Source organism: Melioribacteraceae bacterium (assembly GCA_030584085.1).
Classification (GTDB): Bacteria; Bacteroidota; Ignavibacteria; order Ignavibacteriales; family Melioribacteraceae; genus SURF-28.
This window is the reverse complement of the sequence record CP129490.1, coordinates 1,701,410-1,725,553: the sequence shown is the minus strand read 5'-3', so window position 1 is coordinate 1,725,553 and position 24,144 is coordinate 1,701,410. Positions and strand designations below refer to the sequence as shown.

The window sequence follows — 24,144 nt, the reverse complement described above, 5'->3', positions numbered from 1 at the left end:
ATCAACCTCACCTATAAAAAACATCAAAGAAAGTTAAAATAAATATTACCAAGAGTGTCATGCCGCTTAAAAGCAAGAATACTTTGAAGATTGCATCTTCATATTTTATATGCATAAAAAAATTAATAACCAGCATAGATTTAACCGCAGCAATAAACAAAGCAATCGGTAATGCAATTTTTCCAAAATCAACACCGGCTACAGTTACAGTAATTGATGTTAATGCAATTAATGCAAGCCAAACAAGAATATATATTCCATAACCGTGTGAATGTTCTTTATGTTCTGTATTTCCATGTTCCATCAAAACCTCAATGTATTAAATAGAATAGTGGGAATAAGAAAATCCAAATCAAATCTACTAAGTGCCAATAAAGTCCACCGTTTTCTAGTTTAACATAATTGTCATGAGTAATTTTATCGCGTTTAATAAATACATATAAGAATGCAATAATTACTACACCTATAATCACGTGAAGGGCATGTAAACCGGTCATCACAAAGTAAAGTCCAAAGAATAGTATTTCACCGTTTTGTTTATTAAGAAGTTCTTCGGATCCCGGATAAATACCATGACTAAATTTAGCTGACCATTCAAAATATTTTACAACCATAAACACAAATGCGAAACCAATAGTTACAGCTAAATAAAATAATGATAATTTTTTATGCATTTTCTGCAGCGCAACAATCGCTAAAACCATTGTGAGTGAACTTGTAAGCAGTACAATTGTATTGAATGTACCCATTGCGGTATTTAATTCTAGAGCAGCAAGTTTAAATAGCTCCGGGTGTTGGAATCTATAAACAGCATAAACTAAAAACATACCGCCGAATAAAAGTACCTCGGTAAATAGGAAAACCCACATCCCCATTTTTGCACCGAGATCATCTCTATGTACGTGGTGAACAGCGGTAGTGTTACTTTGACTCATAATCTAACTCCTTGAGTTGGCTGAAGTCATAAGGTTCATGATTAACTGTAATTTCTTTATCAAAATTTAAAAGCGGCGGTGGTGACGATGTATGCCATTCTAATGTAACTCCGCCCCACGGATTGTGATGCGCTTTTTTACCTTTCTTAACTGCTAAATATAAATTCAAAAATATTGATACAAGTGTTGCAAACATCAGCCAAGAACCTATAGTTGATAGCATTTGTAAATCTGCAAACTCAGGTAAATAATCATAATACCTTCTTGGCATACCTTGATAACCCATTATGAATTTTGGGAAATACAGTGTATTAAATGCGATGAAATAAAACAGTGCGTTGAGATTCGCCCATTTAATATTATACATTTTACCGAACATCTTTGGAAACCAGTAATACATCGCGGCAAAAACTATAGTACCTGTACCACCGAACATTACATAATGAAAATGGGAGACGACAAAATAAGTATCATGAACGTGTATATCAGCAGTAATACTTCCTAATACCAAACCGGTTAAACCACCAATTGAAAATAGGAATACAAATGACATAACCCAATTGAACGGTGGTTTCGGATCTATACTTCCCTTATACATTGTGGCAACCCAGTTAAAGACTTTAACACCGCTCGGTAAAGCAACAATATATGTAAGCAATGAAAAGATAACTCTTGATGTATCACTCATACCGCTAGTGAACATATGGTGTGCCCAAACAAGATATCCGACAAAAGCAATTGCCAAACTTGACATTGCAATTGGTGTATATCCAAAAATTGTCCTTCTAGAAAAAGTTGGAATTATTTCCGATACAACACCCATTGCCGGAAGTATCATGATATATACAGCGGGATGAGAATAAATCCAAAACATATGTTGAAAGAGAATCGGGTCTCCACCTAGTGCCGGATCAAAAATTCCGACTCCAAAAGATCGTTCTATTATCACTAGTAAAATTGTAATACCAACAACCGGAGTTGCAATTACTTGAATCCACGCAGTTGCATACGTTGACCAAACAAATAACGGCATCCTAAAAAAATTCATTCCCGGAGCACGCATTCTATGAATAGTAACAATAAAATTTAATCCGGTTAATATCGATGAGAATCCAAGTACAAATGCGGCAAAAAGCGGAAGTGAAACACTTGTTGTAGTTCTGACGCTATATGGCACATAGAAAGTCCAACCGGTATCTATCGGACCGCCTTGCATAAATAAAGATAAAATTACAAGGATGCTTCCTATTAAGTAAATCCAATAGGATAATAAATTTAATCGAGGAAAAGCAACGTCTTTTGCCCCGAGTTGTAAGGGAAGAAAAAAGTTTCCGAATATGGCGGGAATTCCCGGAATGATAAACAAGAAAATCATTATGACGCCATGAAGCGTAAATAATGTATTATATTCTTGTGCCCCCATAATCGTTTCGCCGGGCGACATCAATTCCAATCTCATTAACACGCCGAATAATGCACCAACAAAAAAGAATGCGGTAATAGTAACCAAATACATCAAACCGATTCGTTTATGGTCTGTACTAAATAGCCAAGAGCGAATTCCCTTACTACTTTTAGTAGTTCCTTCCTCAAAAAATGACTTACTGGCTACATGAGCGTTTGCATCAGCCATTTATATCTAACTCCTTTAATTCTTAGAATCTTTTCGTTTTTTTACCAAAAGCACAGTTAAGAAAATACCAATCATAATTAACATTACCGAACCGATAATTCGAGTAATGTTAAGTGAATAACTTCTTCCTTCAGGGTCATAACTAAAACAAAATTGTAAAACCTTTGCTACAGTAGGATTAGTCTTTCCACTTCCGGCATCCAGCAACGCCATCTTTACATCAAATGGATTATAAGTTGAACCGAAAATATATCGAGATATTTTACCTTCCGGAGAAATTGCAATCAATGCTCCGGCATGCAAAAAATCATCTTGTGTCGGCTTATAATAAAAACCAACTGCATCAGTAATTTTTTTAATATTTTCTTCATTGCCGGTCAGGAATGTCCACGCTTCTTCAGGAAAATTTCTTCTGAAACTATTGAAGTAATTTTTTTTCCAGTTGGCAGCTAATTCCGGAGTTTCGCGTGGATCAAAACTCAGCGTAATGATTTTAAATTCTTCATTCGGTTCTAACTGAACTCTATCAGCTACCCAAGTTAGTTCTGTTAATAGCGGGCTGCATATTCCGGGACAATCATAATATACAAGTGCTAATAAAAAAGGTTTATCAATAATTTCATTCAATTTTACGGTATCGCCATCGGATGTAAAAAATTCAACATCCATTGGAATGAAGTCTCCAATTTTTTCGTCAATACCAACTTCAATTTCTTGACCATTTAGATGTAGAGAAATGGCAATAGTTATAAGAAGTATATTAAACAATCGTTTCATTATACTGAAGCACTTCCTAAGACATTTTTCAAATAGTTAAATAATTTCTGCCAACCATCTTGCTCTAAAGTATTTACATTAGCTGAGAAACCGATCTCATTAAAATTTGAGCTGGATATTTGAACGAATTCCTCAAGCGAAAGTGAATTTAAGTTTATAGAAGCAAAAGAAGAAACAACTCTATACTGATTAACGGCAACATTATTAAATATATCTCTTCCTTCAATTGAAGGATGATTATTCATATATATCATGATATTTGCAAGTTTTGGACTGACTGACTTTTCTTTTACTACCAAATCAATCGCTTCATCAAGTGTAATCTGATTTGAAGTTGCCTTTCCTTCAGTAAGATTATATGTAACATCTGCTTCTTGAATTTGATCTTCGGTAATTTCAGGATAATCAGCAAGTGTTCGAATGTATTGAATCATTGCGATTCTATCAACCGGTGGCATATATTCATATGCAGCCATTCCGTTTTTTACGATGCCTTCTTCAAGAGTTTTATATAAGTTTACAAAATCGGTTCCATTAGTCCAGCCGGATAAATCTGTTAAATTTCTTGGAGGAGGATTCAAAGCCACACCGGCTGCTCCATCACCCAAACCGTTATTACCATGACAACTTGCGCAACTCTGTTGATACAGTTCTTTCCCTTTTGCAATAAAATCACTCGAAGGATTTTTAATTACTTCAAGATCAACTGCCGGCATAATAGCACCTTTTTTAGCGGATATTGTTCTTTTAACCTCATCTTCAATCGGTGCATTTACTTGTGCTGTGTTCTCAGAAATCGCATTTAAATTTTTGACATAAAATATTCCCAGCATTAGCATGAGAATAAAGAAGTAAGGGAAAACCCATCCGAATAATCTCTTAGGATTTTTCAACAACGCTTTAAAATCAATTTCAGGTTCGTATTTTTTATTAGGGTTCATAACTTTATTCCGTTAGAGTCTAAAATCTAATCCTCGTTTAAGTTTAGGATCACCGATAGGAATTATATTTTCTTTTTTAGCTTTCAATCCAAACACAATTACCATAATACCAAAGGCTAAGAAAGGAAATCCAAGTTCCATCCAACCGAATGGGACGGAATCTTTACTGTAAGTCGGCATAATCAACCAGTATAAGTCAATCATATGAGCTACCAGAATCCAAATAGCCATAAACTTCAACCTCTTTGGATTTGTTTTAGAAGGTTGTGATACTAAACCAAAGTATGGAACAACAAAATGAACAACTATTAATATAATCGAGACAATTAACCAGTTACCTTCCCACCTCTCTAAGTACCAAAAAGTTTCTTCCGGTAAGTTTGCATAATAGATTAAAAGGAATTGGGAGAATGCTATGTATGCCCAGAAATTTACAAATGCAAACATTAGCGCACCAAAACTATAATAATGATCAGTCTTGATTCCTTTTACAAATATTCCCTTTTCATTTAAATAAACTACGAGATATGTAGCAACGGCAATAGCTGCGAGAATTGTTCCGGCAAAATAATAAACGCCGAATATTGTGCTGAACCAATGTGGTTCTAAGCTCATTATCCAATCGATAGAAGCAAGTGTTATTGTTATAGCAAATATCGGCATAAAAACAGCCGAGGTTTTGATATTTGCAGTAGTCAATTTTTGATCACCGGTACTATCTTGCTTTTTTGAGCGTTTTGTAAAGAGAACGTAGAACAATATCCAGATTAAAAAGATTGCTATAATTCTTATTGTAAAAAATTGAACATTGAGATAACCTGACTTCCCTTTCAATATTTCATCATTCATTACATCTTCTGTATGCGTCCAGTGAAACATATCATGCAAATTAAAATAAATTGGTATAGCAACTATCGGAAGTATAAATAGAATTGCTCCCAAAAATTCTGGTATCCTCCTAAATGGAGTGCTCCAAACAGCACCTGCTAGATATTCAACTGCTACTAAAAATAATGACCCAACACCGATACTGCTTAAAAACATAAGCAATATCAAATTATTGAATGAACTTCGGGTTGCATCAACAAAGAAAGATAAAATTACCAAAACTAATCCGATAGCAAAAAGTGCAATTCCGGCTTTTCCAAAACCTGACGGTAATTCCTTTCTAGAATATTCAATTTTTGTTTCTGATGAACTCATTATAGATCAGACTCCTTGGCATTTAATGCACGTTGTAATGCTCTGATGTATAAAACAGTTGCCCACTTTTCTTCTCTGGTCATTTGAGTTGAATACGAAGGCATGACATTTTGTCCTTCTGCAATTACGTGATAAATTCTTCCATCACTCCAAGTTCTGACTTTTTCTGAATGAATTGAAGGTGGATTAGGAAATTGTCCCCTTAGTCTGCTGTCACCTTCTCCAAAATAACCGTGACACGGACTGCAGAAGATATCGTAATTCTTTTTTCCTAGATCTAAATTCTCTTTAGTAAAATCGAGTGGATTTATTAAATTCTTTTCCGCTAGTTCAGGCTGGCCATAGTATGGATACGGGATTGTTCCTCTTGAAATTGTTCCTTCAACTGGTGGACGCATGGAAAATCCATCGGCAAACAATGTGGATGTTTCTTGTGGTAATAATTTATCTTGTTCCATCATCCAATTAAATGGAACCATAAACATTAACTTATTCAAAGAGAAATAAGTAACACCGGATATCAGAATTGCAGTAACTAAAAGAAATCCTAAAAACTTTGGTTCAAGCACACGTGGATTTGTACTTACTTCTTCATCATCCCAATAAATTTCATTAACTTCTGATGCACCAATTTCACTTAGGAATCTCTTTACTTCCCCATAATTGAATAATTCATCGTCTGCTTGAATAACCACACCAAACTTATCACTCGAAACTTTTTTCATATAATCGGTATCATGCAGCGGATGAGAATTATTAGGGAATTTGAAAAAGAAGAAAAGCATAGTAACAACAGTTCCAATAGCTGCTGCCAAAACTGTTACTTCAAACATTATAGGAACATATTTTGGGAATGCAAAAAATGGTTTACCACCTATAATCTGCGGGTAGTCAATTGCAGACATCCAAAATGTCATTAATAATGCAGCAAGTGTACCGCTTAATCCAAAAATCAAAGCTGCATAACCCAATTTAGATCGCCCCAATTTCATTGCTTGCGGCATACCATGAATTGGATAAGGTGTGTTCACATCAAATTTTTTGTAACCTTTTTCGGCTGTTTTTTCAGCCGCATGTATAATCTCATCAGGAGTATTGAATATTGCCGATATCGCAAATAAAACTTTTTCACTCATCATCAATGATCCTTATGTGAAGGTTGTGAGTCATCCAAAACAGCTTTAACTTCTGCAATTGACACAACCGGTAATGTTTTCGTAAATAATAACATAAGTGTAAAGAATAACCCAAAGCTACCAATCAATATTGAGAAGTCTGTAAGTGTTGGTGTATAATAAGCCCAACTAGAAGGTAAATAATCTCTTGATAAAGACGTAACTGTTATAACAAATCTTTCAAACCACATACCGACATTAACAAGAACACCAATAACAAACATTGCCGGAATTGCTCGTCGAATTTTTTTGAACCAGAATAATTGCGGGAAAATCACATTACAGGAAACCATAATCCAATATGCCCAAGCATAAGGACCAAATGCTCTGTTGATAAAAGTAAACTGTTCAGGCTGAACGCCGGAATACCAAGCAATGAAAAACTCCATTGCATATGCATAACCAACCATACTTCCGGTTAGAACTATAATCTTATTCATTTTTTCAAGTGTGTCTATGGTAATGATGTGTTCGAAGTTGAATATTTTTCGAATGAAAATCAGGACGTTTTGAACCATCGCAAAACCTGAAAAAACAGCGCCCGCAACAAAATAAGGCGGGAATATGGTTGTATGCCAACCGGGTATAATTGAAACTGCGAAATCAAAACTCACAATTGTATGAACCGATAATACGAGCGGAGTTGCAAACCCAGCCAATATCAAATAAACCATTTCATAATGCTGCCAATGTCTGTTCGAATGTCTCCAACCAAGACTAAATACAGAGTAAATGATTTTCTTAATTTTATTAGTCGTTCTATCTCGCAATGTTGCAAAATCCGGAATTAATCCAACGTACCAAAAAATAAACGAAACTGTTAAGTAGGTAGAAACCGCAAAAACGTCCCACAATAAAGGTGACGAAAAATTAACCCATAAAGAATGCTGATTCGGATAAGGGAAAAGATAACCTGCTAACCAAGGACGCCCAACGTGAATAAGAGGAAAAATACCGGCAGTCATAACTGCAAATATTGTCATACCTTCGGCAAATCGTGCAATACCGGTTCTCCATTTCTGTCTAAATAAAAAGAGAATTGCAGAAATAAGTGTACCGGCGTGACCAATACCAACCCAAAACACGAAGTTAACAATCGGAAAACCCCATCCAACCGGATTATTGTTACCCCACAAGCCGGTTCCGTAATAAAACGAAAGTCCCAATCCAATAACACCAATCATCAACATACTAATAGTCACTGCAAGAGCAATGTAATATTTTTTATCCGGCATGCTCTCAAGCGGCTTAGCAATTAAATCATCAATTTGCCTTAAGGAAGGTTTATTTTCGATAACAGATAATTCTTGTGAGTAGTCAACTGTGGACACTAGACTTCCTCCGAGTGAATATTTCTTAATTTAGCTAAATAGGTTACGTTAGGTCTTACATTTAATACTTCCAAAACATGATAGCCGAGATCATGATTTCTATATTTATACACTTCTGAATTCTGATCGTTTATATCACCAAATTTAATTGCATCAGTTGGACAAGCTGTTTGACATGCTGTCTTAACATTACTTCCAATTACTTCACGTCCTTCACGAATTGCATTCTCTCTTTCATCCATAATACGTTGAACACAGAATGTACATTTTTCCATAACGCCGCGTGATCTAACTGTCACCTCAGGATTATTCACCAATGAAGTTACATCATTTTCATAATACGCATTTGCAAAATGATCTCGGAAATTATAGAAGTTAAAACGGCGAACTTTATATGGACAGTTATTTGCACAATACCTTGTACCAACACATCTGTTATATGCCATTTGATTCAATCCGTCGGTACTATGATTTGTCGCATTTACCGGGCAGACATTTTCGCAAGGCGCGTTGTCGCAATGCTGACATAACATTGGTTGATTGCTAACAATCGGATCTTCCGGAGTACCGGAATAATATCTATCGAGTCTGATCCACTGCATTTCTCGTCCGTTTGCGACTTGATCTTTTCCAACCACCGGTATATTATTTTCAACATTACATGATGTGACACAAGCAGAGCAGCTTGTACATTTATTTAAATCTATTGCCATTCCCCACTTAACACCTTCATAAGCAAACGGCTCGGTAATATTTAATAATTTATGTGAACCATGATGTAAAAACTTAGGATCTGTTTTGTATTTTTCTATAGTTCCTTCTTGAATAATATCTCTGATCAAGTGAAAATCTTTTACTAATGAATCATCAACTGCGTGATGTTCTTGAGTTGAAACCAATGCATAGGTAGAACCGGTTTTACTTACGGTTGCATTTCCTAGAATGTATTGAGTATTATTCTCGACATAATTCAACAAATTATTTGCATTGAAGCCAACATTACTTCCGGCTTCACCGGCAACAGTTCTTCCATAACCCAACTCTATCGTAATAAGGTCATCAGCCATACCGGGTTGAACAAATGCAGTAATTTCGAGTTGTGAATTGTTTATTTCAATTTTTATTACATCATTATTTTCAACCGATAATTTTTCAGCAGTAGCGGGAGACAATGCAGCATAATTATCCCATGTAACTTTTGATACCGGATGGGGAGTTTCTTGAAGCCAACCATTGTTTGTGAATCTTCCATCACCGATGAAATAATTTTTCTGAAGTTGAACAGCGATGGACTCGGATACTTTACTTTCTTTGATAGATTCGAATGCACTTATTTTGAATGCTAATTTTAATGAATCATTCTTTATTGCGATGACACCATCATGAAGAGTGGTAAACCAAAATGTATTGAAATCGACAATAGTATTGAAATTAGAATAAACCAATTCTCTAAAATTATTCATCAAGTATTTATGATAAATATCATCGGAATAATTTTTATTATTTATCCAATTAAATACAATTGCTTCTTTCTGTCTAGAATCAAATAACGGAGAAATTACAGGCTGCTGTGTTGAGTAAACATCGCTTCTAACTTGGAAGTCATTCCATGACTCAAGTGTATGATTTATAGGTAATGTATAAAGACATTTCTCTGAAGTTTCATTAATATTTTCTGACAATGAAATTGTAGTTTTTACATTAGCTAAGGCAGAAACATAATCTAATTTTCCCGGAAAGTGATAAACGGGATTAGTATCAAAATGAATTACTACTCCGACACTTCCGGATTTCATATTTCCAATTAATCGCTTGATATCTTCTGCGCTGCTCATTGATAGCTGTAACGAAGAATATGAATTTTCATTATACAAAGATGAATTACCCAGCACTTCATTAAGAAGATTTACTGCGATATGTACTTCTTTATCAAGAGTTTCACCGGCTAAAACAATTGCCTTACCTTTATTTTGGATGAGATCATCAACCAGGCTAGCAATATACTTTTCGTTTAAATTATGCTTTGTGACAAAACTTTTTAGATCATGTTTTGAGATTAACGATGTAGCTGAAGAACTTAGCGATATTTCCGAAGCATTTCTTCTATTTACTATTTCATTGAGTAAAGCCAGAACAAATTGTAATTGATAATCGGGACGAACACGTAAGCGGTAGTCTGCATTGGTACCTGTTAAACTCATCCCACCTTCTGCTACATACAGACGATTAAAATCAGTTCCCTTCATTAAATCTCTTCTTGATGCAAACTTTCTCATGTTTTCAACGGAAGAATTTTCTTTACCTAAGAAATCAGAATCTAATGATAGAATTACATCAGCTTCATCAAGTTTTATAGCCGGAATTGTATCAACGCCATAGGATTCTTTCCATGCATCTCTTTTATTTTTATCATTAATTAATTCGTATGAATAAACTTTTGCAGTGGGAAATTTATTTACAAAATCATTTAATAGACGAGCTGTTGTTGGAGATGTAATTGCTCCGGTTATTATTGCAATTTCTTTATTTGATGTGTCTGCTGAATTCAACTCTGCGATAATGTCAGAGTTAACGGTATCCCAACTCGTCTTACTATTCCCTTTTAATGGATATTGCAATCTTTCCGGATCATAAAGGTTAAGAATTGATGCTTGACCAATTGTACATAACTTTCCTTTATTAACCGGATGGTCAGGATTACCATCAACTTTAATTGGTCTTCCTTCTCGTGTCTTAACTAAAATTCCACAGTTTTGGGAACATTCTGTACAAGTTGAAGCATAAAAATTCGGTTTTCCCGGTAATACTCCTTCCGGTCTTTTGTTGTAAGGCACAATCTCACCTTTATCACGATAATCTGTGCAAGAAGTAACTGCAAAAGCAGCAGAAGCCGAGAGTAGAGCTAAAAATTTTCTTCTTGAGACACCGTTAATTTCGGAGGGTTCAAAATCATCCGTAACCCCTTCTTTGAATTCGTTTACTTTCGATTCAAAGACTGCATCATTATCATGATATTCTTTAATGCTTCGCCAAAAATTCGGATTATTGATTTTTTTCTTATCAGACATTCTTAAAAACCTTATTTAGTTCTTTTGACCGCATCCGGATGCAGTTTAACTTTTTTAGTTACTGAAATTCTATTTGTTCTATCAAAATACTTGAGAGGAGTGTTTGTAAAAAATGCGGTTCCGATGGCGGCAAACCCGCTTAATGCAAAAAATTTTCGTCTGTTTAATTTTGTTTTCATAATTTTCTCTTATCTATGACAAGCTGCACAATTTTCCGGTCCGATTTTTACATTTTTAAGATATGGTAAATGTTCTTCCGGGCTTCTGTGACATGCTAAACAATCTCCCATTGTAAATCCTTTTACTTGTTTAACAACATCCATTTGAGCAACATCTCCATGACAAGATTCACATTCTATTTTATTATTAACGTGAACACTATGATTAAAGTATGCATACTCAGGAACTTTGTGAATTCGTTCCCATGGTAATGGTTTGTTATTCTCGTAATACTCTGTCAACTTAATAATTTCCGGTTGATTTTTTCGTGCAACTGAGTGGCAATTCATGCAGATGTTAACGGAAGGAATTAAAGCATGTCTTCCCTTTTCAACACCGGTATGACAATATTGACAATCGATTTCCATTAAACCGGCATGAAGTCTATGTGAGAAAGCAATCGGTTGTTCGGGTTCATAACCAATCCCGTCTCTTTCGGCTCTTGATGCATAAAAAGTTATTACGAATGTTGCTGCTACTACAAATAATGTTAATGGAAGGCGAATTTTAAGAGTATAGTCAAGTAAAGTTTTTTTCATCAGTAACCTTTAGCTACAACGTTTTCCTATTAAGTTATTTTAATCCTTTCGGGGAACTCAAATAATTATTAATGCTAAATATTTTCTGTTAATTAATAGGTATGACTTTTTTAATGATCAAGATTAGATAAGATAAATAATCTTATTTAATCAGTCCGAAAAATAAAAAATTACGATTAAAAACAAAAGAAAATCTACTCAAGAATAGATATTAAATTTCTAATTAGTTTCGTCTCTGGACGACAAAATCTACTAATTCAGTTAAAGACTGTTTGTATTGACTTTCTGCAAAGGTATTGAGACTTTCTTTTGCCTTACTTATCCACTTTTCTGCCTCTTTTTCAGCATATTCAATCCCGCCATTTGTCAAAACGAAATCAATCACTTCTTGAATTCTGCCCTTTTTGCGTTCACTTTTGATAAGATTAATAATTCGTTTTGCTTCACTTTTATCGACATTTTTAAGAGAATAAATCAAAGGTAGGGTGATTTTTTTCTCCTTGATATCACCACCAAGAGGTTTTCCCAAAATTTTTGTTTTCCCAGTATAATCCAATATGTCGTCTTTTATTTGAAAAGCTATACCCAAAGCTTCACCAAAGCTTCTCATAGCTTGTATTTGACCTTCATTCTGGGTTGCACTTTTTGCACCAATCTCGCAACAAGTTGAAATCAGCGATGCGGTTTTGTCAGAAATTATTTTATAATAAGTTTCTTCGTCGATATCCAATTTTCTTGTTTTGCTAATTTGAAGAAGTTCACCTTCCGACATTCTTTTTACAGTATCAGTAACAATTCTCAAAAAATCGAAATCATTACCATCAACCGCAAGCATTAATCCTCGTGAAAGAAGATAATCTCCAATCAAGACGGCTACTTTATTTTTCCAGACAGCATTTATCGATGGTAGTCCTCTTCGTGTTTCAGCGGCATCAACCACATCATCATGAACTAGAGTTGCTGTGTGGAGCATCTCAACTAAAACTGCACCTCTATAAGAACGATCAGAAATCCCTCCGCTTATACCTGCAGAAAGTAAAACCAAAACCGGACGGATCTTTTTACCTTTTTGTTTTAAGATGTATTTAGTTACTAAATCAACTAAACCAACTTTAGATTTGATTGAGGATTTAAATTTATCGTTGAAGGATTCGAGTTCTTGTTGAATGGGAAGGATTATTTCTGGAAGTTTAATCTGAGACACTCTTTCTCTGAAATATTTTTGAAACAAAAATACTTATTTCATATAATAAAACCAACGGAACGGCTAGAAGTACTTGAGCTATTGGGTCTGTGCCCGGAGTGAGAATTGCTGCTGCGATTAGAATACCAACAATTGCATGCCTTCTATATTTTTTCATAAACGCGGGAGTTAATAACCCTAATCTGGATAAAAAGAACGACATCATTGGTAATTCGAAAACAATTCCGGCTGCAAGCATCACACTGATAATAATGGAAAAGTATTCATCAATCGCAAAGTTGTTCTCAATTAATTCGGAACCAAATTTACCTGCAAATGACAGAGTAAACGGAAGCATCACAAAATAAGCAAACACAATTCCACCAAGAAAACATAATGTGGAAAATCCCACAACCGCGGTTACATATTTTTTTTCGTTCGATCGTAAAGCCGGAGAGACAAATAACCATAGTTGATAAAAAATGTTGGGGATACTCAATATTATACCGACTATGAATGCAACTTGAAAATACAAGAATAATTGTCCGAAAGGTCTTAGGTTTTGAAGACTTATATCAGCATGTTGAGCCGGACGCAGTAAGATGTGATCAATGATTATATCAATAAAAATCCAAGCAACAACAGTACCGACAGCTATTCCAATTAAAGAGTATAGAATTCGCCAACGTAATTCCTCAAGATGATCTAGGAAAGACATTTCGACTTCAGGTGATTCATCGTCTTCTAATTTCTTTTCTTCAGAACTCACTTAATTACTTATGATCTAAGTTCGGGATATAGAGGAAAATTTGAACAAAGTGATTTAACTTCCTCTTTAATTTTGGCTAACTCACTTTCGTTTTCATGGTTTACTAATGCAGAATTTATCAATTCTCCAATCCGATCCATCTCATTTTCTTTCATACCACGGGTTGTAACTGCTGCTGTTCCTATTCTAATTCCGCTTGTTACGAAAGGACTTTTCTTATCGAACGGAATCATATTTTTGTTAACGGTAATGCCCGCCGCACCTAATGTATTTTCAGCTTTCTTACCGCTGATTTCCTTATTCGTTAAATCAACTAACATAAGGTGATTGTCTGTTCCGCCGGAAATAATTTGGAAATCATATGATATTAATTTCTCTGCTAATCTTTTTGCATTCTTAATGACTTGCTGAGCATAAATTTTGAAATCATCGCTTAATGCTTCTTTGAATGCTACAGCTTTAGCCATAATAACATGCATCAACGGACCGCCTTGAATACCCGGCATAACCATTGAATCAAATACTTCTGACATTAATTTTGTACGATCTCCCTTCGGAGTTTTAATTCCCATTGGATTTTCTCTGTCTTTACCGATAAGAATTATTCCACCACGCGGACCTCTCAGTGTTTTATGCGTTGTAGAAGTTACAACATCACAATAATCAATTGGGCTATTTAATAATCCCTTAGAAATAAGTCCGGCAGGATGTGCCATATCGCAGAGTAAAAATGCACCAACCTTATCAGCGATCTCTCTGAAAGCTTTATAATCCCAATCACGTGAGTAAGCGCTTGCGCCTGCAATAATAAGTTTCGGTTTTTCTTTTACCGCAAGGTCTTCAATTAAATTATAATCAAGTTGCTGATTTTTTTCGCTTAACGTATAACCAACAGATTTATAAATTTGTCCGGAAAAATTCACGAATGATCCATGAGTCAAATGTCCACCGTGGTCTAAACTTAAACCTAAAACTTTATCTCCAGGTTTAAGCAATGACATGTAAACAGCCATGTTTGCTTGTGAACCACTGTGAGGTTGGACGTTAACATATTCAGCATGAAAAAGTTCTTTCAGTCTTTCACGAGCTAGCTCTTCAGCCATATCAACATATTCACAACCACCATAATATCTTTTACCGGGGTAACCTTCTGCATATTTATTAGTCAAAATAGAACCAGCCGCAGCTAAAACAGGCAGAGATACAAAATTTTCCGAAGCAATTAATTCTAAGTGATCTTCTTGACGATTTAATTCTAAATTTGCGACTTCAAAAATTTCCGGATCGTTCTTCAAATATTCTAACATTTCTTAAATCCTTGTTTATGGAATTGTAACTGATCTGCCTATCCAGTCGTAACATTTACCTTCGATTTTAATACTTTCACCAGATTTTAATTTTCTGAAAAAGTAATCTTCTTGTGACGGGATTGAATTTGCAAGTGCCGATACTCTTTCTCTTGCAGTGCTGCTATAACTTCCACCCATTGCTGCTGCTCTTCTATAAGTATCAACTGCAAGTAGATAAACCAATTTATCCATAAAATCGAATCCACAACTTCTTGCAGCTTGCTCATAGAGTGTTCCTTCGATATAAACTGGGTAATCCCAACTTGGATTAGCTGATGAAGCTTTTTGTAAAAATGATCTTGCCGCAGAAAGTTGACCTTGATTCTTATACATAACAGCAAGATTTACATAGTGTTCTGCATTTTCAGGTTGAAGATCAATCAATTTTTTATATGCGGTAACTGCTTTGTCTGTCATGTCCAATTTTTGATAAGCTGTAGCCAATTGATTCCAATAATTTATTACATCAGGACTTTTATCTACTAAGAATTCCAAACCTTCTATTGCTCGTTCATAACTTTTGTTTCTCATTGCAGTGTTAGAAAACTTCCATGCTTTTTCCATATTCTCAGGATCTAGCTGCCAAGATTTATAAGTAATCTCAACAAGTTCATCCATATCTTCCGCTAAATTCTCAATTCTCGAAATCCATGTAGCATTATCAGGTTCTTTCTCAGATAAATTTGAATACAGTTCCAACGCTTTCAACTTGTATCCATTTTCTTCAGTAGCATTATTTGCCAAAATAGTACCCAGTCTATCTTGATAAAACGTATCAAGATTCGGGTCTTCAGCTAATGCCTCTTGATATGCTTTTATGATTTCTTCGGTAGAAGGTTTAATCCAAGTCTCAATTACAAACGCTTTCTTGGCTAAGAAATAAGATTTTTTATCAGGTTCGTATTGAATAGCTTTTTCATACAGATAAAGAGTTGTGTCTGCAATGGCAGATTTTTCTTCATCAGTTGTTGCTACACTATCATACATGTAGAAAAGTGCTTCTTCCATTCGTGTGAAGATTTTGTATCTTATAAACTGCTCAGGATTTTCATTAACTACATTCCATCCATGAGGAAGCGCGCTAACGAAATCACCGTTTTTATGATATTCATAAAACAAACTAAATTCAGCCATTATCTCTTGGTTTTGAGCCAAGGAGTTTATGCTAAATATTGTTAAAATTATTGCGAGTAAGTTTTTAGTCCGTTTCAATTTCTTATCCCCTATTTTGTTTACCTCTCCGGTCTGATGAACCAGAGATCGCCAAAATTGATTGTTATAAAAGCTGCGAAAATATTCTCTTTCAACAAGTTAAAATCAGTAGTGCCTCGAATTCCATATTTCAAGCCAATGTCAATTGAATTATCAAAACCCATTGGGAATGACACTCCGGCATAAGCTGCCATTTCATCAATTCCCTTACCATTAAAAATAAACTGTGTTTGTTCATAACTTAAACCGCCACGCCAAATAACTTGCTGCCACGTACTACCATATCTACTAGAAGCGTGCCGATATTCAAAACCGATAGAATAACGATAAAAATCCCTTAAATACTCGGATTTGATTTTGTTTTCTTTAAATTGGGAAAATGGTTGATTCACAAAATCGACCATGAATGTATAGTTTTCACTCCAGTTAAATGCTAAACCAAGACCTAATCTGTGAGGAATCTCACGATCAAAACCTTTGCTCAGGTAATCTTCGTATCCATTAGAATTATTATATGCCCCAACAGAATCCACTTTAAGAGTCATACCAAATTGATAAGTTGCTCCTAATCTTAACTGAGATAAACCATCAATATTCAATACTTGTGATAAATCGGGCGAAATCAGACCAAATGAGAAACCCAATCCTCTACTTTTTAAGCCAAACACATACTCGGTGTTGGCAAAATCAGTGTTTTGCTCAAACTTAACGGACGATTTGTATTCTGATTTATCACTGTAATAATCAAATGTTCCGCCTAAGGCCAAATTAAATGGGAGTTTATATGAAAAACCAAGAAATGCTTTTGAAAGTCCGCCATCTCCGGAATATTCGAATGTGTGCTTTCCAAGAATCGGATCATCAACGTCGGATAAAACATCATAATTAATATTGCTGTAAGGTGTTAAACCTCCAACGAAAGTAATTCCGTAATCATTTGAAATTGGAAACGCAATTAAAAACCCACTGAAATCTGTCTCTGAATAAAAGGTTGATTGAGTCATATCAGCAATATCATATCCGGTGAAGGAAACACCAGTTGAGAATCTTGTCATGTCAATTTTATGCCAACCGGCAGGGTTTAACAAACTTATATGATCATGTTGAGCATAAGCCAATCCCGAAAAACCAGTTCCGGCATCTCTTGCTGAGTTTGAAACTAACAAATTACCAATTCCATAACGACTATAGATCGAGCCACCTGAAGCAAGTATTATTGAACTAAGCAAGAGTAACGATATTAAAATTTTATTTTTCATTTCCCTCAGTTAAAGACGTTATAGTAAATGACTAATTTAGGTCTAAGAGTTTGATCAGCAAATTTACTGCCGTAAACCACATATTTATCAACTGCGGAAATTTCGTTACTTAAAGTCAAACTCATTCCTTGATTTTCCTTACCGGAAACAAAAGCTTGAACGAATCTTGCAATATCACCTTTGAATTGTTTTCCGTCAAAATATAATCTCAAACCTCTTTGGTCGCTTGCAATTTCATTATTAGTACTATCAGAATATAAATGTAATCTTAATGAATCAGTATCCGGTGAACCGATATAAGATAAAGTTGAATCAACATTTAGAGTTAGTTCGGCTTTATTAATATTAACATGTGGAGGTAATTTAGATAAATCGAAAAACAATATACCACGTTGTCCTAAACCCGCTGTAAGTTGAATTCTATCTTCGGAAATTGCCGGGATTATTCCTTCAGGAATATGCACATCAAAAACTACCGGAGCTGAAATTGTATCTATTTTATTTTCAGAATTCTGAATCACAAATCTAATAAAAGGAGAATCCTCTTGGGAAATAAGTGGGAATGCTCGAAATCCATATAATAAGTTACCGCCTGTTGGAATTAATATCATCCCATAATTTGTTGCAGATGTATCACCTCTTAAAGTGTTTAACCATTTTAATGCAACAGCGGTATTAACATCAAACTTGATTAGCGAATCGGTAACTTCTTTTGTACTAGTTAACTCAACCGGATCGTACGTCAGCATAGCAAGCGAATCAGCATTAAAGCCTGACGATCCCCACGAAGAAGTAATTTCATGGACTGAAAAATTCAAGATTTGAGATCGATCACCAATCCGGTAAATTGGTCTCAGTTCTACTTCAGAACTAAGCACAGTAATAGATCCATCTTCTAATGCATCGCTTATTGAATCCGGTAAGAAAGTTCCGAATCTCAGGAGCATTGTTGATTTCACATATTCAAGATTACCGAGTAATACTCTGCTCGCCGATCCAAAATTTAGTGAATCGGTAACGAACGAAGAAGAGTTTTGTGCTAATGTATCGGTATCGCTACTAATTATTAGAATTTCTAATTGATCACCTATTAAATCCTTTCCAAGAGAAGTTGGATCATCTTGACAAGAAGTAAAGAAAACAATGAAAATTAGAATGAGTGAGGAAAATTTGACAAGCTGCAAAAAGTCACCTTTATTTAAAATCTTGCTTTATAAAATTAACTGCATTTAAAAAATCGCTAGCTACAAAATTGGGAGTTTTTCCCACTTTTTTCAAGCTATTTATTTCTTCCGAAATTGATTCTGAACTTAAAAGTATTGATTTAACACCGGCAGAAATACCACAAAGCACATCCGACGATTTATCACCTATCATATAAGAACCGGAAAGATCAATATTATTTTCTTCAGCAGCTTTAAAAATCATTTTAGGAGAAGGTTTCCTACAATTTTCATCATTTTCAGAACTAAACGAAGGATGAAATTCACAGTAGTAGAATACATCTATTTCTGCATTTTGTTCCGATAATAGACTATTAATTTTTCCGTTTACTCTTTTTACATCTTCGTGTGTTATTAATCCGCGGGCAATTCCCGATTGGTTAGAAATAACAATGATCTTAAAACCGAATTTTGACTTAAGTTCAAAAATACCTTCAGCAACACCGGGCAATAACTTAACTAAGCTTTCATCACCAAGATAACCCGGATCTTCATTAATAGTTCCGTCTCTATCTAGGAATACTGCACGATAGGACATTTTAGCCAATAATTTCTCGATAAAGATTTACGTAGTTTTTAGCAGAATTTAACCATGTGAAATTTTGTTTCATTCCTTCTTTCATGATCTTCTGCCAAGTTTCTTTATCTTTTGAATATATTTTAATTGCTCGTTTAATTTCTTTGATCATCTCTTTATGATCATATTTTGTAAATGCGAACCCTGTACCGGTTTTCTTTTTTTCATCAAAATTTTCAACTGTATCAGCCAAACCACCTGTTGCGCGTACGATTGGGATAGTGCCGTAAACTAAACTATACATTTGATTCAGCCCGCAAGGTTCAGATTTTGACGGCATTAAAAACATATCACTTCCCGCTTCAATTAAATGGGCTAGCTCATCATCAAACCCGATATAACATGAGAATTTATTTTTAAACTTAGAAATCTGTGATTCAAAAAATTTGTGATATTTCTTTTCACCTGTTCCGAGAATAATCAGATGAATATCCATCTTCATTAATTCACTAAAAGCTTTCTCGACAAGATCATGTCCTTTCGAATCCGAAAGTCTGCCGATCATCCCGATTACCGGAACATCTTCTTTATATTCAAACCCGAATCTTTCTGCAAGTTCCTTCTTGTTTTCCAATTTATGATCAAGATTTTTAATAGAGTATTTTTTTGCAATATGTTTATCTTTTTCCGGATTCCAAATTGCAGGATCGATTCCGTTTATAATTCCTGTTATATCTTTTTGACGTTTACATAAGATTGACTGTAAACCCGAACTTATTTCTTTATCTTTGCAGATTTCTTTGGAGTAAGTCTCACTTACAGTATTGATATAATCGGCATGTAATAAACCACTCTTCATGAAATTAATTTTTGTTCCGTTAAGAATACCTTTAGTAGAATTAAGTTCTTTTGGTAGTCCGGTTTTTACGAATGACGATTTTGGGAATTCACCTTGGAAGGACAGATTATGAATTGTAAATAAAGTCTTAATTTGCTTAAAAGTTTCGTCATCTTTATAAATTGTTTTATGATAAGCCGGAATTAAACCGCACTGCCAATCATTACAATGTATAATATCCGGAATCCAGCCAAGTTTACTGATTAATTCAAAAACAGATTTAGCAAGAAGAATAAATCTTTCATCGTTATCTTCGAATTCTTTACCGCTTAAAGGATCATGGTATAAACTTGGTCGGTTGCCGTAATATTCCGGATTATCTAAGAAATAAATTTGTACTCGAGCCTTTTGACCCACCAAGAATGATGATCGAAGTGAAAAAACGACTTCCTTTTCACCTATTTTTGTCGTTAAATCTTTAAGTCGTACAACTTCATGAATTTTATATTTTCGCTCGTCGATCGCACCATATTTAGGCACAACAATTCTGACTTGGTGCCCTAATTCCTGAAGTTTTTGTGGCAATGCAGAAGATACATCGGCTAACCCGCCTGTTTTAATAAATGGAACTACTTCTGAAGTAACAAATAAAATTTTTAACTTTTTGGAAGATGCCATTTGGAGTGCCCCTAAATTTTAGCATACAAAAATACAAAATTATTGACTTATTGACAAAAATGTGGGATATTAAAGTTTTTTCGAAATGTTGACTTACCGAGAAAACCTATCATATAAATAAATGCGAATCTGAGCAAAGAAATGAAAAAATTAATCTACAATCCTGCGCAAATATTAACAATTAACACCAATGGAAATAATCTGAAACGTGGTAAAGAGCAATCCGATGTCGGATTATTAGAAAACCATTCCATTGAAATTGAGAACGGAAGAATAAAAGATTTTATTAGAACCGGCGAAGCGAAAAAAGAAAGTTATGATGAAGTGATTGATGTTTCAAATAAAGTAATTCTTCCCGGATTAGTTGAATGCCACACACATACAACATTTGCCGGCTCGAGAGCAGATGAATTCCGAATGAAACTTGAAGGAATAGATTATGAAGAAATTGCAAAAAAAGGCGGCGGAATAATTTCTACAGTTAAAGCTGTTAGGCAATCTTCTTTTGATGAGCTAGTAAATATTGCTAAACCAAGAGTGGAATATTTTATTGAACAAGGAATTACAACTCTTGAAATAAAAAGCGGATATGGATTAAGTTTTTTTGATGAAATAAAATTACTCCAAGTAATTCAACATCTTAATAAGATTTTTCCGATCGATATTGTTGCAACTTTTTTGGGTGCCCATACTTTTCCGCCTGAATATAAAAAAGATCGCAAGAAGTATATCGAAATTATATGTGACGAAATGATTCCTTATGTCGCTGAAAATAAACTGGCTGAATTTTGTGATGTTTTTTGTGAATCGACTGCTTTCTCCGCTAAAGAAGTGGACAGAATCTTTAATGCAGCTTCTAAGCATAAACTAAAATTAAAACTTCATACTGAGCAATTTAATAATATCGGTGGATTGGAAACTGCAATTAAGCATAAGGCAATCAGTGTTGATCATCTCGAGGTCTTAAAACTTGAACAAATCGAATCACTAAAGAAGTCAAAAACCATTGCGGTGCTCTTGCCCGGTGTTTCATTCTTCCTCAATTATGATTACGCACCGGCGAGAGAATTGATTAAAAATAAAATTCCAATTGCATTAGCAACAGATTATAATCCCGGTTCTTCTCATATAGCAAACTTAAATTTTATAATGAGTCTTGCTGCATTGAAAATGAAATTATCAATTGAGGAAGTAATTACTTCTGTGACGATCAATTCTGCCGCTGCATTAAGTAAATCAAAATCTGTTGGAAGTTTGGAGATCGGGAAGCGAGCTGATTTTTCTGTATTCGATACAAACAACTATGCTGATATAGTTTATCAAGTCGGGAAGAATATTTGCGAAATGACAATTAAAGATGGTGAAGTGATTTATAAAAAATAGTATTCACCACAAAGGGCACAAAGAATCACAGAGTATTTCTTTGTGTTACTCCGTGTCCTTCGTGGTGATAAATCTTTTATAATTTAGATTCGACAAAGCTAAGAACAACGTTCAACTTCTTTATTGATTTTTCTTTCAATTCATCGCAGTTACTTTTCATTTCTTTCACAAAGTTTTCATCTTTTATAGCTTTTAGATTTATCAACACATTATAAATTCCACCCAGGACACCTGTGTAAGCACTTTGAGCTCCAACACCAACGTCTGTAATAGAATTAGGGTTTCCATGTTTAGCTACTACTTCTGCAATCTCTATCGCTTCAAGACTTAATAACGCTGTTGAGTAAGGAACTTGAACAGCAACTTTTAATCCTTCTTGCATAGCCACAGTTCTTTTCTTTTTTTCTTCTTCAGTTTTCTTCGGCATTCGCATGGCATCCATATACTGGTTGAATGCATTTGTATCATCATCAACCGACTTAACAAGTTTGGACTTAATTTCCTGACATCTTTCAGCGGCATCGTTTAAAATTTTGTCAACTTCTTCACTTCCCCTTTTGTTTGCTGTTAGATTAGCAACCATCGATGAAAGCGAAACTCCTAACGCTCCGGAAAGAGCCGCAATAGATCCACCACCAGGTGCCGGAGATTCTCTTGATACTTCATCGACAAAATCAGTTACTTTCATTTCTACTAAAGGGTTATCTAGATTTTTTGGAAGACCGAGAACTCTTTCCTCAATATTAAATTGTGAAACATCATTTAAGCCAAGTGACTGAACCGCTGTTTCCAAAATATCCTTAATTGGTATCCCGGCTGATCTGTGTTGATTTCTAAGATAAAATTTCCCGGTTTCTAATAATGCGGTATAAGGTACCATTCCAACTATTTCACTTCCGGTAACAACCAATCCCCTTTCCATCGCCAATCTTCTAGCTTCTTCAAGAACATGATGCATCGAAGTCACTTTGTAGTTTGTCAAGTTAATTGAAATTTGTGCACGGTTATATTCCGGAACCATCCAACCAATTGCTTTGCAATATTTAAACTTGCCCGGGATCTTTACTGATTCACTTTCCGGTTTAGAAGGGTCAATTCCATGTTGATCAAGAATATCGGCTAAATCATAACCGTGTTCTTTTTTGCAATGTTCAATTGTTTCTTGGATTGATTTGCCAATAAAATCGTGGTGACCGCAAGGATATTTTCCTTCTTCATATTTTAAGATGTTTTCACTTTTATAGTAAAACGAACCATCGGAAAGTTCACGGGCAGATCGTCCTTTCTCTCTAAGTTCGAAAGCAATATCAGTTGCATGTTTTGGTTCGCGTGTATTTAGATTAATATTATATGCGATTAAGAATTCTCTAACACCCATCACCGTCGCACCGGATTTCGCATTAAATTTTGTCGGACCGAAATCCGGTTTCCATTTAGGATCTTTTAACTTAGCTTCTAAAGCTTCATACTCTCCTTTTCTGATTACTGCTAAATTTTCTCTTTCGGGTAATTGAGCGGACTTTTCATAGAGATAGATCGGAATTTCAAGTTCTTCACCAACTCGTTTCGCAACATCTTTGGAAAGTTGGATACATTCTTCAATTGTAACTCCATTAACCGGAATAAACGGACAAACATCTGTCGCTCCCATGCGGGGATGGGATCCTTTATGTTTATTCATATCAATAAGCTCGGAAGCTTTTTTAATTCCTCTAAAAGCCGCTTCCTTAACTTGATTCGGATCGCCGACAAATGTGACAACAGTTCTGTTCATCTCCTCACCCGGATCAACATCCAATAATCTTATTCCCTCAACAGATTTGATCGCATCGGTTATTTGATTAATTACATCCTTGTTCTTTCCTTCGGAAAAATTAGGTACACATTCAATTAATTTGTCTGACATAATTCC

21 protein-coding genes are annotated in these 24,144 nt (G+C 34.9%); 1 reads left to right on the top strand and 20 read right to left on the bottom strand.

Annotated features, from left to right (window positions below):
- Nucleotides 1-7: 7 nt before the first annotated feature.
- From QY331_07945 to glgA, 19 genes are all read right to left on the bottom strand, one after another.
- Nucleotides 8-304 carry a cytochrome C oxidase subunit IV family protein gene (locus QY331_07945; GenBank protein ID WKZ71177.1) on the bottom strand — a complete coding sequence of 99 codons (297 nt, stop codon included), beginning with the start codon at nt 302-304 and terminating at the stop codon, nt 8-10.
- A 7-nt stretch (nt 305-311) separates the two neighbouring features.
- A complete protein-coding gene (locus QY331_07940) occupies nt 312-935 on the bottom strand; it encodes a cytochrome c oxidase subunit 3 family protein (protein WKZ71176.1) in 624 nt (207 codons plus the stop codon).
- Nucleotides 922-2,568, bottom strand: a complete 1,647-nt coding sequence (locus QY331_07935) for a cbb3-type cytochrome c oxidase subunit I (protein WKZ71175.1) — start codon at nt 2,566-2,568, stop codon at nt 922-924. The genes QY331_07940 and QY331_07935 overlap by 14 nt, the downstream gene beginning before the upstream one ends.
- Before the next feature lie 15 nt (nt 2,569-2,583).
- Nucleotides 2,584-3,345: an SCO family protein gene (locus QY331_07930; protein WKZ71174.1), complete on the bottom strand. Its 762-nt coding sequence runs from the start codon at nt 3,343-3,345 to the stop codon at nt 2,584-2,586.
- Entirely contained in the window at nt 3,345-4,286 is a 942-nt protein-coding gene (locus QY331_07925) for a c-type cytochrome (protein WKZ71173.1), read from the bottom strand. Before QY331_07925 ends, QY331_07930 begins: the two co-directional genes overlap by 1 nt.
- Nucleotides 4,287-4,298: 12 nt before the next feature.
- A complete protein-coding gene (locus QY331_07920; protein WKZ71172.1) occupies nt 4,299-5,489 on the bottom strand; it encodes a quinol:cytochrome C oxidoreductase in 1,191 nt (396 codons plus the stop codon).
- Nucleotides 5,489-6,625, bottom strand: a complete 1,137-nt coding sequence (locus tag QY331_07915) for a DUF3341 domain-containing protein (GenBank protein WKZ71171.1) — start codon at nt 6,623-6,625, stop codon at nt 5,489-5,491. Before QY331_07915 ends, QY331_07920 begins: the two co-directional genes overlap by 1 nt.
- A gap of 2 nt (nt 6,626-6,627) precedes the next feature.
- Nucleotides 6,628-7,995: a polysulfide reductase NrfD gene (nrfD, locus tag QY331_07910; protein WKZ71170.1), complete on the bottom strand. Its 1,368-nt coding sequence runs from the start codon at nt 7,993-7,995 to the stop codon at nt 6,628-6,630.
- On the bottom strand, nt 7,995-11,063 hold the full coding sequence (locus tag QY331_07905) for a TAT-variant-translocated molybdopterin oxidoreductase (protein WKZ71169.1): 3,069 nt from the start codon (nt 11,061-11,063) through the stop codon (nt 7,995-7,997). The genes nrfD and QY331_07905 overlap by 1 nt, the downstream gene beginning before the upstream one ends.
- Nucleotides 11,064-11,074: 11 nt before the next feature.
- Nucleotides 11,075-11,242 carry a hypothetical protein gene (locus tag QY331_07900; GenBank protein WKZ71168.1) on the bottom strand — a complete coding sequence of 56 codons (168 nt, stop codon included), beginning with the start codon at nt 11,240-11,242 and terminating at the stop codon, nt 11,075-11,077.
- A gap of 9 nt (nt 11,243-11,251) precedes the next feature.
- Nucleotides 11,252-11,821: a cytochrome c3 family protein gene (locus tag QY331_07895; protein WKZ71167.1), complete on the bottom strand. Its 570-nt coding sequence runs from the start codon at nt 11,819-11,821 to the stop codon at nt 11,252-11,254.
- Nucleotides 11,822-12,044: 223 nt separating this feature from the next.
- Nucleotides 12,045-13,025 (bottom strand): polyprenyl synthetase family protein, encoded by a 981-nt coding sequence (locus tag QY331_07890; GenBank protein WKZ71166.1) that lies wholly within the window; start codon nt 13,023-13,025, stop codon nt 12,045-12,047.
- Nucleotides 13,012-13,773: a twin-arginine translocase subunit TatC gene (gene tatC / locus QY331_07885; protein ID WKZ71165.1), complete on the bottom strand. Its 762-nt coding sequence runs from the start codon at nt 13,771-13,773 to the stop codon at nt 13,012-13,014. Before tatC ends, QY331_07890 begins: the two co-directional genes overlap by 14 nt.
- 8 nt (nt 13,774-13,781) lie before the next feature.
- The gene (glyA, locus tag QY331_07880; GenBank protein WKZ71164.1) at nt 13,782-15,080 is read right to left on the bottom strand and encodes a serine hydroxymethyltransferase; all 1,299 of its coding nucleotides are present in this window, start codon (nt 15,078-15,080) and stop codon (nt 13,782-13,784) included.
- 15 nt (nt 15,081-15,095) lie between these two features.
- Nucleotides 15,096-16,334, bottom strand: a complete 1,239-nt coding sequence (locus QY331_07875; protein WKZ71163.1) for a tetratricopeptide repeat protein — start codon at nt 16,332-16,334, stop codon at nt 15,096-15,098.
- A gap of 20 nt (nt 16,335-16,354) precedes the next feature.
- On the bottom strand, nt 16,355-17,593 hold the full coding sequence (locus QY331_07870) for a hypothetical protein (protein ID WKZ71162.1): 1,239 nt from the start codon (nt 17,591-17,593) through the stop codon (nt 16,355-16,357).
- Nucleotides 17,594-17,598: 5 nt separating this feature from the next.
- Nucleotides 17,599-18,777, bottom strand: coding sequence for a hypothetical protein (locus QY331_07865; protein WKZ71161.1), 1,179 nt, complete (start codon nt 18,775-18,777; stop codon nt 17,599-17,601).
- A gap of 10 nt (nt 18,778-18,787) precedes the next feature.
- A complete protein-coding gene (locus tag QY331_07860) occupies nt 18,788-19,354 on the bottom strand; it encodes an HAD family hydrolase (GenBank protein ID WKZ71304.1) in 567 nt (188 codons plus the stop codon).
- 1 nt (nt 19,355) lies between these two features.
- Nucleotides 19,356-20,849 (bottom strand): glycogen synthase GlgA, encoded by a 1,494-nt coding sequence (gene glgA / locus QY331_07855; protein WKZ71160.1) that lies wholly within the window; start codon nt 20,847-20,849, stop codon nt 19,356-19,358.
- Between the two features lie 141 nt (nt 20,850-20,990).
- Between glgA and hutI the strand changes: the two genes are divergently transcribed.
- Nucleotides 20,991-22,232, top strand: a complete 1,242-nt coding sequence (gene hutI, locus QY331_07850; GenBank protein WKZ71159.1) for an imidazolonepropionase — start codon at nt 20,991-20,993, stop codon at nt 22,230-22,232.
- Between the two features lie 76 nt (nt 22,233-22,308).
- Here the strand turns inward: hutI and ftcD are convergent, their stop codons facing one another.
- On the bottom strand, nt 22,309-24,138 hold the full coding sequence (gene ftcD / locus QY331_07845) for a glutamate formimidoyltransferase (GenBank protein WKZ71158.1): 1,830 nt from the start codon (nt 24,136-24,138) through the stop codon (nt 22,309-22,311).
- Nucleotides 24,139-24,144: the final 6 nt, after the last annotated feature.